At 63.9% G+C, this 15,229-nt stretch carries 16 protein-coding genes; 10 read left to right on the forward strand and 6 right to left on the reverse strand.

Annotated elements, in window-relative coordinates:
• Position 1 precedes the first annotated feature (1 nt).
• Together AC0GNO_RS10095 and AC0GNO_RS10100 are read right to left on the reverse strand one after the other, a co-directional pair.
• Positions 2–982 (reverse strand): ABC transporter permease, encoded by a 981-nt coding sequence (locus AC0GNO_RS10095; RefSeq protein WP_472903897.1) that lies wholly within the window; start codon positions 980–982, stop codon positions 2–4.
• A gap of 57 nt (positions 983–1,039) precedes the next feature.
• Positions 1,040–2,611, reverse strand: coding sequence for an ABC transporter substrate-binding protein (locus AC0GNO_RS10100; RefSeq protein ID WP_472903898.1), 1,572 nt, complete (start codon positions 2,609–2,611; stop codon positions 1,040–1,042).
• Positions 2,612–3,011: 400 nt separating this feature from the next.
• Here AC0GNO_RS10100 and AC0GNO_RS10105 point away from each other — a divergent pair, with 400 nt between their 5' ends.
• The gene (locus AC0GNO_RS10105; RefSeq protein WP_472903899.1) at positions 3,012–3,353 is read left to right on the forward strand and encodes a ComEA family DNA-binding protein; all 342 of its coding nucleotides are present in this window, start codon (positions 3,012–3,014) and stop codon (positions 3,351–3,353) included.
• 88 nt (positions 3,354–3,441) lie between these two features.
• Here the strand turns inward: AC0GNO_RS10105 and AC0GNO_RS10110 are convergent, their stop codons facing one another.
• Both AC0GNO_RS10110 and AC0GNO_RS10115 read right to left on the reverse strand, forming a co-directional pair.
• Positions 3,442–4,371: a porin gene (locus AC0GNO_RS10110; RefSeq protein WP_472903900.1), complete on the reverse strand. Its 930-nt coding sequence runs from the start codon at positions 4,369–4,371 to the stop codon at positions 3,442–3,444.
• 288 nt (positions 4,372–4,659) lie between these two features.
• Positions 4,660–5,574, reverse strand: a complete 915-nt coding sequence (locus AC0GNO_RS10115) for a porin (protein WP_472903901.1) — start codon at positions 5,572–5,574, stop codon at positions 4,660–4,662.
• 283 nt (positions 5,575–5,857) lie between these two features.
• On the opposite strand from AC0GNO_RS10115, the gene coq7 reads away from it, so the two are divergent.
• On the forward strand, positions 5,858–6,505 hold the full coding sequence (gene coq7 / locus AC0GNO_RS10120) for a 2-polyprenyl-3-methyl-6-methoxy-1,4-benzoquinone monooxygenase (RefSeq protein WP_472903902.1): 648 nt from the start codon (positions 5,858–5,860) through the stop codon (positions 6,503–6,505).
• A gap of 24 nt (positions 6,506–6,529) precedes the next feature.
• Here coq7 and AC0GNO_RS10125 read toward each other — a convergent pair whose 3' ends face one another.
• Positions 6,530–6,979 (reverse strand): OsmC family protein, encoded by a 450-nt coding sequence (locus AC0GNO_RS10125; RefSeq protein ID WP_472903903.1) that lies wholly within the window; start codon positions 6,977–6,979, stop codon positions 6,530–6,532.
• Positions 6,980–7,211: 232 nt separating this feature from the next.
• Between AC0GNO_RS10125 and ilvA the strand changes: the two genes are divergently transcribed.
• Positions 7,212–8,822, forward strand: coding sequence for a threonine ammonia-lyase, biosynthetic (gene ilvA, locus AC0GNO_RS10130; RefSeq protein ID WP_472903904.1), 1,611 nt, complete (start codon positions 7,212–7,214; stop codon positions 8,820–8,822).
• Between the two features lie 63 nt (positions 8,823–8,885).
• Positions 8,886–9,920, forward strand: coding sequence for a nicotinate-nucleotide--dimethylbenzimidazole phosphoribosyltransferase (locus AC0GNO_RS10135; RefSeq protein ID WP_472903905.1), 1,035 nt, complete (start codon positions 8,886–8,888; stop codon positions 9,918–9,920).
• Positions 9,921–9,959: 39 nt separating this feature from the next.
• Here AC0GNO_RS10135 and AC0GNO_RS10140 read toward each other — a convergent pair whose 3' ends face one another.
• Positions 9,960–10,460, reverse strand: a complete 501-nt coding sequence (locus AC0GNO_RS10140) for a type II secretion system protein N (protein WP_472903906.1) — start codon at positions 10,458–10,460, stop codon at positions 9,960–9,962.
• A 121-nt stretch (positions 10,461–10,581) separates the two neighbouring features.
• Between AC0GNO_RS10140 and gspG the strand changes: the two genes are divergently transcribed.
• From gspG to gspL, 6 genes are all read left to right on the forward strand, one after another.
• Positions 10,582–11,034, forward strand: a complete 453-nt coding sequence (gene gspG / locus AC0GNO_RS10145) for a type II secretion system major pseudopilin GspG (protein WP_472903932.1) — start codon at positions 10,582–10,584, stop codon at positions 11,032–11,034.
• Positions 11,035–11,202: 168 nt separating this feature from the next.
• The gene (locus AC0GNO_RS10150; protein ID WP_472903907.1) at positions 11,203–11,685 is read left to right on the forward strand and encodes a prepilin-type N-terminal cleavage/methylation domain-containing protein; all 483 of its coding nucleotides are present in this window, start codon (positions 11,203–11,205) and stop codon (positions 11,683–11,685) included.
• Positions 11,682–12,071 (forward strand): type II secretion system minor pseudopilin GspI, encoded by a 390-nt coding sequence (gene gspI, locus AC0GNO_RS10155; RefSeq protein ID WP_472903908.1) that lies wholly within the window; start codon positions 11,682–11,684, stop codon positions 12,069–12,071. The genes AC0GNO_RS10150 and gspI overlap by 4 nt, the downstream gene beginning before the upstream one ends.
• 103 nt (positions 12,072–12,174) lie before the next feature.
• On the forward strand, positions 12,175–12,873 hold the full coding sequence (locus tag AC0GNO_RS10160; RefSeq protein ID WP_472903909.1) for a PulJ/GspJ family protein: 699 nt from the start codon (positions 12,175–12,177) through the stop codon (positions 12,871–12,873).
• Positions 12,873–13,874 (forward strand): type II secretion system minor pseudopilin GspK, encoded by a 1,002-nt coding sequence (gene gspK / locus AC0GNO_RS10165; protein ID WP_472903910.1) that lies wholly within the window; start codon positions 12,873–12,875, stop codon positions 13,872–13,874. The genes AC0GNO_RS10160 and gspK overlap by 1 nt, the downstream gene beginning before the upstream one ends.
• Positions 13,875–13,981: 107 nt before the next feature.
• Positions 13,982–15,229, forward strand: coding sequence for a type II secretion system protein GspL (gene gspL / locus AC0GNO_RS10170; protein ID WP_472887064.1), 1,248 nt, complete (start codon positions 13,982–13,984; stop codon positions 15,227–15,229).

The following is a 15,229-nucleotide window of genomic DNA, read 5'->3' on the forward strand; positions in this document are numbered from 1 at the left end:
GTCAATGTCCTCCCGCTTTCTCGGCGCGCAAACGCGGATCAACGGCGAAATACAGCAGGTCAACGATCAGGTTGATCGCCACAAAGATCAGGGCGATCAGACACAGGTAGGCGGCCATGACCGGGATGTCCGCAAACGTCACCGCCTGGATGAACAGCAAACCCATGCCCGGCCACTGGAACACGGTCTCGGTGATGATGGCAAAAGCGATCAGGCCGCCCAGCTGCAGGCCGGTGATCGTCATCACGGGCACGAGGGTGTTTTTCAGGGCATGCCCGAAATGCACGGCCCGGTTGGTGAGGCCCCGCGCGCGGGCAAACTTGATGTAGTCGGTGCGCAGCACTTCCAGCATCTCGGCGCGCACCAGCCGCATGATCAGCGTGAGCTGGAAGATGGCCAGCGTGATCGCCGGCAGCGTGATGTGCAGCCAGCCTTTGGCCGTGAGCAGCCCGCTGCTCCACCAGCCAATCTGCACCACGTCGCCCCGGCCGAAACTCGGAAACCAGCCCAGTTGTACGGCGAACACCAGGATCAGCAGGATGCCGATCAGAAAGGTGGGCAGCGACACCCCCAGCAGCGAAATCGTCATGAACAACTGGCTGGTGAAAGTGCCACGCTTGAGGGCTGCGTACACCCCCATGGGAATACCCAAGGCCAGCGCCATCACGCCAGCCACGAAGGCCAGTTCCAGCGTGGCAGGAAGTCGCTCACCGATCAGCCGCGAAACTTTGGCTCCCTGGCGCAGGCTGAGCCCGAATTCGCCTTGCACCGCGTTGGCCAGGAAGTGCCAGAACTGCACCACAAACGGCTGATCAAGCCCGAGGTCGGTCCGGAGTTCGCGAATCTGTTCTGGTGTGGCGTCCTGCCCCAGCAAAAAGACCACCGGATCACCCACATACTGAAACAGCATGAAGGCAATCAAGGCCACGCTGACCATCACCACCACAGCCTGAGCCAGGCGTCTGAGAATGAATGCGAGCATCTTGGTGGAAGAAGAGAGGGTCAACCCAGACGTTGGGGGACTGCCGCCTGACCGAAATCAGTTTACCTTGATGAGGCGCCAGTCCAACCGGTTGTCGGCGCGGTGCACCACGTCGACATGCTTCTTCATGGCCCAGGGGATGACCTGGTTGTGCAGCGGAATATGGGCCACATCCTCGTTCTGCAGCATCAGGGCCTTGTTGAGCAGGCCGGTACGCAGGTTCAGATCGGTTTCTTTTTTCGCCCGTTCGATCAGCGCATCCATCTGCGGATTGCTGTAACGCCCGACGTTGTAGTTGCCGTCGCCCTGAGCGCCCACCGAACGCACCAGCGATTGCAGCGAATACATCGCATCGAACGTGGGAACCCCCCAGCCCAGCATGTAGATGCTGGCTTCGTAGCGCTGGATCATGGGGAAATAAGTCACCAGCGGCATCGTCCGCAGCCTGGCCTTCACGCCGATGCGGGCCCACATGGCGGTGACCGCCTGACAGATCTGCTCGTCGTTGATATAGCGGTTGTTTGGACAGGCGAAATCCACCTCGAATCCGTCCTTGTAGCCCGCATCGGCCAGCAGTTTCTGGGCTGCTGCCACATCGAACGGGTAGCGCTTGTGAATCGCCTCGCTCCAGCCATTGACCTGGGGAGCCACAAGGGCACCCGTGGGTTGTCCCAGACCTCGCAGCGACACCCGCGCAATCGTGTCCATATCGATCGCCTGGTACAGCGCCTTGCGCACCCGCTGGTCTTTGAGCGGGTTCTTCCCTTTGATGTTGCTGCCTGGCAACTCGCCGCGGTGGTGGTCCATGCCGAAGAAGATGGTCCGGTTTTCGATGCCGTCGATCACCTTGAGGTTGCCATCTGCGCGCACGCGGGGAAGGTCCTGAGGGCTGGGATCCAGCACAAAATCCACCTCGCCCGAGAGCAGCGCGGCCATGCGTGTGGCCACGGCCTTCACCGGTGTGTAGACGATTTCGGTCGCGTTGCCTTCCATTTTCCCCCACCAACCGGCATGGCGCGTCAGCACCAGCTTCTGGTCGGGCATCCACTCCTTGAGCATGAATGGGCCCGTCCCGTTGGCGTTGCGATGGGCAAAATTCTCGTCCTGGGTCTTGATGTCCTTGGGCACTACCGAGTTGTTCTTTTCTGCCCAGGCTTTGCTCATCATGCGCAACTCGGTCAGCTGGTTCAGCAACACGGGGTTGGGACCCTTCGTGAAAAGGTCGACGGTGTTGGCATCGACCTTCACCACGCGATCAATGCCCTGGGTGTAGACCGCAAAGTTCGACGTCTTGCTCATCGCGCGCTCGATGGAAAACACCACGTCATCGGCGCTGAACGTTGAACCATCGTGAAACTTGACGCCCGTTCGCAAGCTGAGGCGCAACTGCGTCGGCGTGACCTGTTTCCACCCAGTGGCCAACACGGGTTCGGGCTTGAACGTGCGGCTGTTGTAGTAAATCAGCGACTCGTACACCGCAGCATGGACCCCATTGCCCAGCGCATTGTTCTGCGAATGGATGTCCCACGTGGGAATGTCACTGGCACTGGTCCACTTGAAGGTTTTGGCCTGCAAGGAGCCCGCACCAAAAACCAGCGCCGCACACAGGAGGGTGAGTGGTGTTTTCATTGCTTGACATCTAAATGAATGATGGGAGCCTCACTATGCAACAACCGTTCCCGAACCCAGAACGGGACTAACCCTAGCGGAGACTTGCCGGACACCGATGGGTTTTCCAGCGGATAGTGCCCAGCGAAATCCGTTTCATGACATGGGCGCGTTGGCATGCGAACGACACAGTCGCCCCAGGCTCCTTCAAGGGATCCCTTCAACGTCTCGCATATACAACGTTTTATTTACAAAATTACATCAATTCATCCGGAATCTTGGCAAATCCCTCAAACGCGGGAGGGACGCCGGCAGCTGATTCCACTAGATTGTGAGTTGGTGTGTCCTGCACGCCAACGTCGCGCCCAGCACGAACCCGAGCGCTGGCGCTTTTTCAATGTTGTATTCAGGGAGTTTTTGAATGATCAAGAAGATGATGATGGCCTTGCTTGCGCTGATCGCTGCCAGCGCATTTGCCGCCGTGGATGTGAACAGCGCCAGCGAAGCCGATCTCGACAGTGTCAAAGGGATTGGTCCCGGTACGTCTTCCAAAATTCTGGAGCAACGCAAGGCGGGTAAGTTCAAAGATTGGGCCGACCTGATCCAGCGGGTGCCAGGTATCGGGGACAAACGCGCAGCGAAGTTATCGACCGAGGGGTTGACAGTCAATGGCGCCGCTCATCAGGCCACCGCCGCACCCGCCAAGCCCACGCAAGGAAAGCCAGCGGCCAAAGCCACACCTAACGCGGCCAGCGTAAATTAAGCGGCCTACTAGACGTAAAAAAGCCGCTTGGTCTTCCAAGCGGCTTTTTCTTCTGCGAAGGGTCCGCGGCCAACAGGCCGCAAACTCATCAGAAGGTGTGCTTGATGCCAACGCCGAAACGGGACTCAACGCCACCGTAGTTCGACACGGCTTCGTCGTTATCCTTACGGAAACCACCGTAGACGCTGGTGCGCTTGGACAGTGAGTAGTTCACAGCCACACCGAAGCTGTTGGCTTTGTCACCAATGTCAGGACGCACTTGGGTAAAACCAGTGGACAGCACCCAGGCACCCAAAGGAACTTCCACACCAACTGTGATGTCGTCGGCGACATCCGCAACAGTACCGAAACCAGTCAAGATCTTCGCCACGCCCAGATCGTAGGAACCGTTCAGGCGAGTGAACTTGGCGGTACCGGAATCACGCTTCTGTTGCTCGTGACCCAAGGCCACGAAAACTGGACCGTTTGCGTAGGTTACGTTGAACGAGTTCACGCGAAGGTTTTCATCAGCGGCGTCCTTGAAGGAGGAGCCAACAGCGGCGCTGAAACCACCGAACGAGGGGGTTGCGTAGTACAGGCCACTATTGGGGTTGCCGTTGTAACCCGAGTAGGACGGAGCGATGCCCAGAGGAGCCAACACAGAGTCAAATGCAGGGTTGGTTGCACCAGCGATGTCATCGTAGGGGTTCCAGACCTTGCCGAGCTTCAGGGTACCAAAGCCGCCATTCAGGCCTATGTTAGCTTGGCGGCTGAACGGAGCCGCAGCGTTCTTCAAAGCACCAGTGGTCAGATCAATGCCTTGTTCAAACTGGAACGTTGCGTTCAAGCCACCGCCCAGATCTTCCGACCCTTTGATGCCCCAACGACTTGTGCTGACGCCACCAGAGGTCATTTTGGCGCTCGCGCCTTTGTCCTTATGAATCACCACGTCAGCAATACCGTACAGCGTCACGCTGGACTGGGCCATGGCGGCACCGGAAGCAGCCAGAACGGCCAGAGCAATCAGAGACTTTTTCATGAGAGTTTCCTTGTTTGAAAAATCCAGTCCCGTATATCGAAACCGGCTGTGAAGCGAAATCACGCTACAAATACTAAACCTCGGTCTTGTTTGTACGAGGGTTTTCCCGTAAAAAACGACCAGACCTGCTCAAGTTTGTCGGTTTTTTGACACAGCCAGAAACCCCGGAAGAAACCAGAAGTGAGCCATAAGACCACATGCAACAAAACCGCCAAAAAGAAACCCCCTGCCGTTTGACCAGCAGGGGGTTTTGGTTCGGACCAATCACCGGCTCAAGCCGGCTTCAGATCAGAAGTTGTGACGGATGCCCAGACCCAAGTTCGACTTGGCCAAAGTTCCAGCCGCCTTCTTGTCGCCGTTGTTGTAGTAGGCCGCATAAGCGAAGGTACGCTTGCTCAGCGGGTACTTCACTTCCACCAGGGTATCGGTGTCTTTGGCTTCCGTGTCGCGACCAATGTCCAAGGTCAAATCAACTGGACCGGCCTTGACGGTACCGCCGATCGTGAAACCCTTGGCATCACCTGCGGGATCATGGAAACCAGCGCCGAGGGTAAACGCGCCGAAGCTGTACTTGCCGCCAATCGTCTTGAAGGCTTCACCGCCTTGAGTTTTGGAGTAAGCGAGGCTGGCAGCGATGGGGCCGTTCTTGTAGATGACGTTCAGGCTGTTGATGGCATTGTCTTCATTGTTGCCTTTCAGCACGTGGCCGTAGGACACCGTGACACCACCGAAGTTCGGCGAGGTGTACATGACCATCGCGCTGTTGCGGGCGTTGCCGGCGTAGCCGAACATGTTGCCCACAACCGAGTAGTTGGCAGCGCCGGTCAGTTCCCAGGCAGCAACACCGTAGAAGTTCGGGGTCAGGCTGCGGCCCAGACGCAGATCACCAAAGCCACCGCTCAAGTTCATCCAGGCGGCGCGGCCGAATTCACCGCCACCGGCCTTGGACAAAGAACCGTCAGCCAGGCTGAGGCCTTGCTCGAAGGTAAAGCCAGCCTTCATGCCGCCACCCAAGTCTTCGGTGCCACGCACGCCCCAACGGCTGGTGCCGTTGTTCAGGCCACCAGCGCTCATTGCGGCAGCAGATTTGTCCGTCTGCTTGGTCAGGGCCACGTCGGCCACGCCGTACAGGGTCACGGAAGATTGAGCGAAGGCGGCGCCGGTGGCAGCCACTGCGGCCAGAGCAATCAGGGTCTTTTTCATTGAGAGTATCTCCAAGGTTGAATAAGAGGCCGTGGGTCTTAAGCCCCCGAGCCAACCTCCGTTCGTGGAAGCTGCAGTGATTGCACCAGAAGGGGAGATCGGATGCAAAGCTTTCAGCCGTCGTGGCACCGTTTTGTTGCAACCAAACTACAAACCATGCAGACCAAAGGAACACCGCTCACAGGGCTACTTAGGGTAAATACCAAGTACTGCGGCTATCTGCAGGAAAATGGCCTTCTGTCTGGCTCAATTGATGCCGAACCCACTGTCTGGAGATTGCCGCATGGACGCTTTGCTCACTGCCGCTGATTCGGCGTTGCGCACCATTTTTGTGCATCCGCATGCCTCGCGCGCCTGCCCCACCGTACCCGAACTCGGCGATGACCCACTGAGCGAATCGGACCGGCTATTGTCTGGCGCACTGATGCGAGTGAACCATGTTGGCGAGGTGTGCGCTCAGGCGCTGTACACCGCGCAAGCGCTGGCGGCTCGCTCATCCCGGACCAGCGACCGCACCGCACATTCGGCACTGGCGGTTCAGCTTGAGGCCGCTTGCAAAGAGGAAACCGATCACCTGGCCTGGACCCGGCAGCGCCTGGACGAGCTCGGTGCCCGCCCCTCCCTGCTGAACCCGTTCTGGTATGCGGGCGCTTTCGGACTGGGTTTGGTGGCGGGGCGCTTTGGCCCGGGGATGAGCCTGGGCTTTGTGGTGGAGACGGAACGCCAGGTGGAGGCGCATCTGGCGAGTCATATGGAGCGCCTTCCGCCCGATGACCAGGCTTCACGCGCCATCGTGGCGCAAATGAAGGACGATGAAGCGCGCCATGCCCGCGAGGCACAGCACGCGGGGGCCACCGAACTGCCGGAGCCCGTCAGGGGCCTGATGCGACTGGCCGCCCGGGTGATGACGACGGTGGCACACCGGATCTGATCATCAGCCCCAGCGGCACGGGCTTCAGGCTTCCAGCACCTCGAAACCGGTGGTGATTGCCGCCGTCTTGCCCAGCATGATGCTGGCAGAGCAGTATTTTTCGTGGCTCATGGCGATGGCCCGCTCCACCGCCGCTGGCGGGATGGCCTTGCCCGTGACCGTGAAATGCATGTGAATTTTGGTGAAGACCTTGGGATCGGTCTCGGCGCGCTCGGTGCTGAGTTTGACACTGCAGCCTCGAACATCGTGGCGACCGCGTTTCAGGATCAGCACCACGTCGTAGGCGGTGCAACCGCCCGTACCGGCCAGGAGTGTTTCCATGGGCCGCGGCGCCAGGTTGGCCCCGCCATTTTCAGGTTTGGCGGCATCGGGCGCGCCGTCCATCGCCAACACGTGGCCGCTGCCGGTTTCGGCCACAAATCCCATGTTGGACCGGGTGCCGGCAGCGCCGGTCCAGGTAACAGTGCATTCCATGAAAGACCCAGATGTGAAATAAACGACGGTTTTAGGAGTTGCTCTCCAAAAGAGAGCACTTTTCGGGTCGCGGATGTTGCAATGCAGCATCCCAGCGCTATACTGGCGTCATTGTATTGAAGGTTGTCTCCTCTACCCTCCACGGGTGGATTTAAACCCGGACCGGTTCTGCCAGTCCGGGTTTTTTTTGGCCGGATGGCGCGCTCTATATGATGTGCACCGAGGAAACACCATGCCCGTCCGCCCCAATAAGCCCGCTACCCCTGCCGCCCTGCCGGCCTCGTCCCCCGTCACCACGCTGACACCCGCCGAATACCTCAAGAAGATCCTGACCGCCCGGGTCTACGACGTGGCCATTGAATCGGCTCTGGAACCCGCCAAAAACCTCGGTCGGCGTCTGCACAACACGGTGCTGCTCAAGCGCGAAGACCAGCAACCCGTGTTCAGCTTCAAGCTGCGCGGGGCCTACAACAAGATGGCGCAGCTGACCCCCGAGCAGCTGAAAAAGGGCGTGATCTGTGCGTCGGCCGGCAACCACGCCCAGGGCGTAGCACTCGGTGGCCACAAGCTCGGCACCCGAGCGGTGATCGTGATGCCGACCACCACGCCTCAGGTGAAAGTGGACGCGGTTCGTGCACTCGGCGGTGACGTGGTGCTGCATGGGGACAGCTATTCCGATGCCTACACCCACGCGGTGGTGCTGCAAAAAAAGCAGGGGTTGACCTTCGTTCACCCTTTCGACGATCCGGACGTGATCGCGGGCCAGGGAACGATCGCCATGGAAATCCTGCGGCAACTGCAGAGCCTGGGTTCGGACCACCTGGATGCGGTGTTCGTCGCGATCGGCGGCGGCGGCCTGATTTCGGGTGTGGCCAACTACATCAAGGCGGTGCGACCGGAGATCAAGGTGATCGGCGTGCAGACCGTGGACTCCGACGCCATGATGCAATCGGTCCAGGCGGGCCAGCGCATCACGCTGGCCGATGTGGGTCTCTTCGCGGACGGTACAGCCGTCAAGCTCGTGGGCGAAGAAACCTTCCGCATCGCCAGCGGTCTGGTGGACGAGTTCATGGTGGTCGACACCGACGCGGTGTGTGCTGCCATCAAGGACATCTTTGTCGACACGCGCAGCATCGTCGAGCCTTCGGGTGCGATGGCGGTTGCAGCGGTCAAACAGTATGTGGCCAAGCACAAGACCAAGGGCGAGACCTACGCTGCCATTCTGTGCGGCGCCAACATGAACTTCGACCGGCTGCGCTTCGTGGCCGAACGCGCCGAAGTGGGCGAAGAGCGCGAGGCCTTGTTCGCCGTGACCATCCCCGAGGAGCGCGGCAGCTTCAAACGTTTCCTGGAAACCATCGGTGACCTGCCCGGTGGTTCGCGCAACGTGACCGAGTTCAACTACCGGATCGGCAACGCCGACACGGCGCACGTTTTTGTCGGGCTGACCACGCAGGGCAAGGGCGAGTCGGCCAAGATCGCCGCCAATTTCAAGCGCCAGGGTTTCGAGGCGCTGGACCTCACGCACGACGACCTGGCAAAAGAGCACATTCGCCACATGGTGGGTGGGCATTCACCGCTGGCCCAGGACGAGCGCCTTCTGCGTTTTGTCTTTCCCGAGCGGCCGGGCGCCTTGCTCAAATTTCTCAGCCTGATGCGTCCGGGCTGGAACATCAGCCTGTTTCACTACCGCAACCAGGGCGCGGACTACGGTCGCATCCTCGTTGGCCTGCAGGTGCCACCCAAGGACGACAAGGCGTTTGCACGCTTCCTCGACACACTGGGTTACCCGTACGTCGAGGAAACCGGCAATCCGGTGTACCGTCTGTTCCTCAAAAGCTGAGGAACCGGCACCATGAGCGCAAGGACTGAAACAGTGGTTGAAGGACCCCGGATCAGGGCCTCCTTGCCCGAACCCCAGTGGCCGCACGTGGTGCCCACGGATGACACCGAACCGGCGTTGCTTCTCCGGCAACAGCTGAGGCCGGAACACCAGCGGGAACACGCCCTGGGTCGCGTGGAAACACTGGCCTTGCAACTGGCCCGCATCCAGCACGCCAGCCCGCCGATCGTCGAACAGGTCCGTTTCGACCAACCGCAGTTGCTGGTGTTTGCCGGCGACCACGGCATTGTCGACGAAGGCGTCTCGCTGTCTGAACAGGGCCTTACCCGCCAGCGGGTGCGGCACATGTTGCAGGGCACGTCACTGGTCAACAGCCTGGCCGAGCAGCAGGGTTTCGACCTGACGGTGGTGGACGCGGGTGTGGCCTCCCACATCCTGCTGCCCGACGATGCCCCATCGCTGGTTCCCCTCTTGCTGCGCAAAATTGGCTATGGCACCCGCAACATGGTGCTGAGCCCCGCCATGTCGGTACCGCAGGCCATCGCCGCCCTGCACGCGGGCATGGACGTGGTGAAGCACCTGCCTGGCAACGTGCTCGCCCTGGGCGATGTCGGCGTGGCCAACACATCCTGCGCCGCGCTGCTGCTGTCGCGCCTGTGCGGCGTACCACTGGCCGACGCCTGTGGGCACGGCGCCGGCCCGGACGAGGCCCGACTGAAACACAAGCTGGAGAAACTCTTTGCTGCTGCGAGCCGGCACCGCAAAGCGGTCACGCCACTGGACGCGCTGGCGGCGATGGGGGGGTTTGAAATCGCCATGATGGCTGGTGCCATGCTGCAGGCCGCGAGCGAGCGGCGCGTGGTGCTGGTGGACGGGTTTGTGGCCGGAGCGGCTGCGCTGGTGGCGCGCGGCCTGGTCCCGGCCGTGGCGGACTACCTGGTGTTTGCCCACCGGTCGGCCGAGCCGGGCCACCGCTTGCTGCTGATCCACCTGCAGGCCCAGCCGCTCCTGGACATGGAACTGCGCATGGGCCAGGGCGTGGGCACCTTGCTGGCCTGGCCCCTGCTGCGGGTGGCCCAGCGCCTGCTGACGCACTGAACCGCAGGCGGCTGCATCGGATCGGCTACCGGCTGCCCCTCAGTCTTCGACCACTGGCAGAGTCAGCCGCACCGTGCTGGGTCCCGTGCGTTGTGGTCCCAGCCGGGCTTCACGGCCGTTCACCGATTGCAGCACCAAGCCCGCCTCCAACGAATCGCCCACCCGAACCGGTCGCGGCGGCTGGTCGTCGACGGCGATCAGCGCTGCGCCACCTTGCCCCGGCCTGGCGGCCAGACCGAGCAGCCGGTAGCGTGTCGCGGTTGGCGTCGATGCGGCCGCAGCCATCGCCTGCTGTGGACGCGACCCCAATGCGCGGGCCACTGCGGCCACGTCGGCCTGGGGCGCCGAAACCGCCAGCGCGGCCAGCGGGGTCAAAGGGCCCTGCCCCCAGGCACGCAGCACCCAGTACCCCGCACTCAGACCCGCAGCCAGCCAGAACAGCCCCGCGGCCAGCGCGGGCCAGAAACGGCCACCCGCCCAGCCCACCGCCGCACTGGCCACAGGGTTGAAGACGCGCCCGGAGAATGCCCGTTTGTTCATGGCCGCATTATGATCGACCGCCTGTCACGACCCTCTGTGGCGTGCGTGCCGCTGGATGCCGTTCAGACCGGCGCGCGCCCCAGCCATCTGCTCCCGGGAGATCGCCTTGAAACACCACCCCCTGACCCCACACACCACGCCTTCGAAAGCCCCCTGGCGCCACTCGCTGCAGCGCGGCTTCACGCTCATTGAACTGATGGTGGTGCTGGTGATCATTGGCGTGCTGGCCGCGCTGATCGTGCCCAATGTGCTCGATCGTGCCGACGACGCCCGCGTCACGGCGGCCAAGACCGACGTCAACAACCTGATGCAGGCGCTCAAGCTGTACCGCCTCGACAACCAGCGCTATCCCACGAGCGAACAGGGTCTGAACGCACTGCTCGTCAAGCCCGCGACCAACCCGGTGCCACCCAACTGGCGGCCCTATGTGGAGAAGCTGCCGGGCGACCCCTGGAACCGCCCGTACCAGTACCTGAACCCCGGCGTGCACGGCGAAGTCGACGTGCTCTCTCTGGGCGCCGACGGTCAACCGGGCGGCGAGGGCCGGGACGCCGACGTCGGCAGCTGGCAGTGAACAGGCTCCCCCCAGCGCCGCTGCGCGGCTTCCCCCCGGGGGGACGGGGCCCTTGGACCGGCGGAGCCGGATCTTCGGCACCCGCTGGGTTGAGGCACTTCGCGCACAGGGGCTTGTTGACTTCAGCCCGTTTGCTCTGCGTCCCGAACGCGTTGCCGGAGTAATGCGGTGCTGTCAGCCCTGCCACGCTCCAGCTCGCTCCAGCAAGGCTTCACCCTGCTGGAGCTGATGGTCGTGGTGGCCATCGTGGCGCTGGCCACGGCCGGCGTGAGCCTGACCCTGCGCGACAACGACGGCAGCCGGCTGGAGACCGAAGCCCTGCGCCTGTCGGCGTTGCTCGAATCGGCGCGCGCCCAGTCGCGCAGCAGCGGTGTGCCGGTGTACTGGCGGCCGACAGCGGAAGGGTTCGAATTCCTGGGCGCCCCGGCGCGCCCGCAGACACCGGCCTCTCTGGCGCACGAACGCAGCTGGCTGCACCCGGAGACCCGGGTGCGTATCGCCCAGCCCACCGGGGCGAGCAGCCTGGTGCTGGGCCCCGAGCCCCTGATCGCGGCGCAAACCCTGCGGCTCGCGCACGGCCAGCACCAGCTGACGCTGGGCACCGACGGGCTCTCACCCTTCGCCGTGCTGCCCGAGACCGCTGCGCCATGACCACCACGCGCTTCGGCGGGCGTCGGTCCCGGGGTTTCACCCTGATCGAAATCCTGGTCGCGCTGGCGGTGGTGGCGATCACGCTGGCCGCCGGCATGCAGGCCACCGGCGCCCTCACCCGCGCCGCGGAGCGACAAAGTGATCAATGGCTGGCCCAGCTCTGCGCCGAAAACGAGTTGACGAAGCTGCGCCTGACACGCCAGCTGCCCGGCGTGGGCGAGAGCACGAGCAGCTGCGAGCAGGCGGGACAGCAGCTGCAGGTGCGGCTGGCGGTGTTGCCGACGCCGAACCCCAACTTCCGGCGCGTCGACGCCGTGGTCGAGGGGCAGGTTCAGGGGGTGAACGCGCGGCTGCTCACCCTGTCCACCGTGATGGGACGGTATTGAGATGAAACACCCCCCGCGCCGCTTCGCGTCACCCCCCTCAAGGGGGGCGGCACTGGCCGTCCGGCAAAGCCGGCCCGGCGGTGCCTCTGGGTGGCGTTGTTTCATGCGGCGCGGGTCGTCGCACTACCAGCACCGCGGCTTCACGCTGATTGAGCTGCTGGTGGCGCTGGCGGTGATGGGCTTGCTGGCCTTGCTCAGCTGGCGCTCGCTCGACGGCATGAACCGCGCCCAGGAACTGACCCAGCAGCGTGCCGACGAGGTTTTGCGGCTGCAGGCGGCGTTCGGTCAGTGGGGCGCCGATCTGGACGCCCTGGTTGAAACCGGCGAGCTTGGCGCGCTGGATTTTGACGGTCGCGTGCTGCGGATGACCCGGCGCGACAGCACCGAAAACACCCTGCAGAGTCCCGGCATCCGCGTGGTCGCGTGGTCGCTCCAGCAGACGGCGGCTGGGGGACAATGGATGCGCTGGCAATCGCCGCCGCTGCGTCGCCGCGATGAACTCGCGCAAGCCTGGGACCGGGCCTCGCAGTGGGGCCTCGGTGAACAGCAGCGCGATGGAGCGGGCACCAACGACACCGCGCTCGCACTCATCGGCATCGACCGCTGGCAACTTTTCTACCACCGCGGTGCCACCTGGGGCCATCCGCTGTCCTCCATCGGCAACGAGGGCAGTGGCGTGGCGGGCGTGAGCCTGCTGCCCAACGGGGTGCGCCTGGTGCTCAGCCTGTCCGCGGGCCAGGGCCTCTCGGGCACGCTGGTGCGCGACTGGGTGCGTCCGACGCTGACGGCCGGATCGCCATGATGAACAACCGCCGGCGCTTCGTCAGTCGCCAGCGCGGCGCCGCGCTGCTGCTGGCCATGCTGGTCGTGACCCTGGTCGCCACGCTGGCCTCGGCCGCGGTGTGGCAACAATGGCGTTCGGCCGAGGTGGAAGCGGCCGAGCGCCAGCGCGTGCAGGCGAGCTGGATACTCACCGGGGCGCTGGACTGGGCGCGCCTGCTCCTGCGGGAAGATGCCCGTGGCAACCGCAACAGCGGCCACGCCGATCACCTGGGCGAACCCTGGGCCACGCCGCTCGAAGAAGCCCAGCTCTCCAGTTTTCTGGCCGCCGACAAGCACAACAACAGCAACAGCGCCGACGATCTGATGCCGGCCTTTCTCTCGGGCGAGATGGTCGATGCGCAGTCCCGCCTGAACGCCTTGAACCTGGTGCGCACCACCGGCAGCGGCGCGAAAACCCAGGTCGAGGTCTCTCCGCCCGACCTGGCGGCCTTCACCAAGCTCTACCAGTTGCTGGACCTGCCGCAGTCCGAACTCGACACCCTGGTCTCGACCCTGCTGAGCACGTCCAACCTGGCGCTGAACGACCCCAAGCCCTCACCCACACCGCTGACCCCGGCACGCTTCGCGCAGCTCGGCTGGCTGGGTGTGGGCCCGGCGAGCCTGAAGGCCCTGCAGCCCCACGTCACGGTGCTGCCCGATCGCAGCACCCTGAACCTGAACACCGCCAGCGCCGAGGCGCTGAGCGCAAGCATCCCCGGTCTGGACCTGGCGCAGGCGCAGCTGCTGGTCTCCGAGCGCGCCAACCAGCCCTTCAGGGACCTGCCCGCTGCACAGGCCCGCATCCCCGGCGCCACGAACGAAACCGTCAACAGCCAGCAACACGATGTGCGCAGCCGCTATTTCGAAGTCCGGGTCCGGTTGCGGCTGGACGACACCGTGACCGAAGAACACTCGCTGGTGGTGCGCAACGGGCTCAACGTCAACGTACGATGGCGCGAACGCGTTGCCGCCCGCCCATGATGACCCGGCGTGATATTCAACACCGCGAGCAATCCGCCGGCACGTGGCCGGTCCCTAAAATGAGCGCCATCCCGCGTGCGCGCACTTTTCCCTGATTCAGGCCCGACGTGCTGATCCTCACACCCACTTCGTTCTCCGTCACCAGCGCCACCGCCTCCGGTGCGGCGCTGGACTGGGCACGTTCAGGCAACGGGCAGCAACTGACCGAACATGGCACCTGCGCGGTGGCGCTGCTGCCCGCCGACGACGACGTGGTGCTGGTCCTGCCACCCCACGCCGTGTCCTGGCACCGCGCCACCCTGCCCCGCGTCGCCAACGCGAGGTTGCGCGCCGTTCTCGACGGCGTGTTGGAGGAGCACCTGCTGAGCGACAGCGCCGATCTGCATTTCGCGCTCGAACCCGGTGGCCGCGCCGGACAGACAGTCTGGGTGGCCGCCTGCCACAAGACCTGGCTCAAGGCCTGGCTGCAAGTGCTTGAAGACGCCGGCCACCCGGTCTCGCGCATCGTGCCGTCGATCTGGCCCCACCTGGCCTCGGCCCGCCATCCGTCTGCCGCGACCGTTCACTGGGCCCACCACCAGGCCGGCCGGCCCTGGCTTGCGAGCGCGAGTGCGCTGGGCGTGGTCTGCACACCGCTGCAACCGGGCAGCGCGGGTGCTGCGGCGCTGGTTTTGCCCACCCCGGGCGACACCGAAACGCCCGACGGCGACACCCAGTGGCTGGCCGAACCCGCCGCCGCCGCCGAAGCCGAACAACTGCTCGGCCAGCGCTTCGAACTCGTGGCGCTGCCGGCCTGGCTGCTGCGCTGCGCCCAGTCCGAATGGAACCTGGCGCAGTTCGACCTCAGCCTCTCCAGCACCGCCCGGCGCGGCCAGCGCCTGCGCCAGACCCTGCGCCAGTGGCGCAGTGCGCCGGCCTGGCGGCCGGCGCGCTGGGGTCTGGCCGCGCTGCTGGCGGTTCAGCTCGTCGGCCTGAATGCCGCCGCCTGGCAGGAGCGCCGGGTGCTCGCCGCCAAACAGCAGGCCCTGGGGCAGACCCTGCAGCGCAGCTTCCCGCAGGTCACGCTGGTGCTCGACGCGCCCCTGCAGATGCAACGCGAACTGGCGCGCCTGCAGCAGGCCAGTGGCATCCTGTCCCACGGCGACCTCGAAGCCATGCTCGGCGTGCTGGGCCAGGCCACCGAAGACCCTTCGACCACGCTGAGCCGCATCGATTTCAGCAACCGCGAAGGCCGCTTCACCGTGGTACCCGACAGCGAAGTCAGCCTGACCGCCCTGGAGCAGACCCTGCAGCGCAGCGGCTGGCAGGCGCAGCGCCAGAACACCGAACTCACCCTGCGCCCGGCAAACCCGTGA

The sequence above is a fragment of the Hydrogenophaga sp. L310 genome (assembly GCF_055703065.1).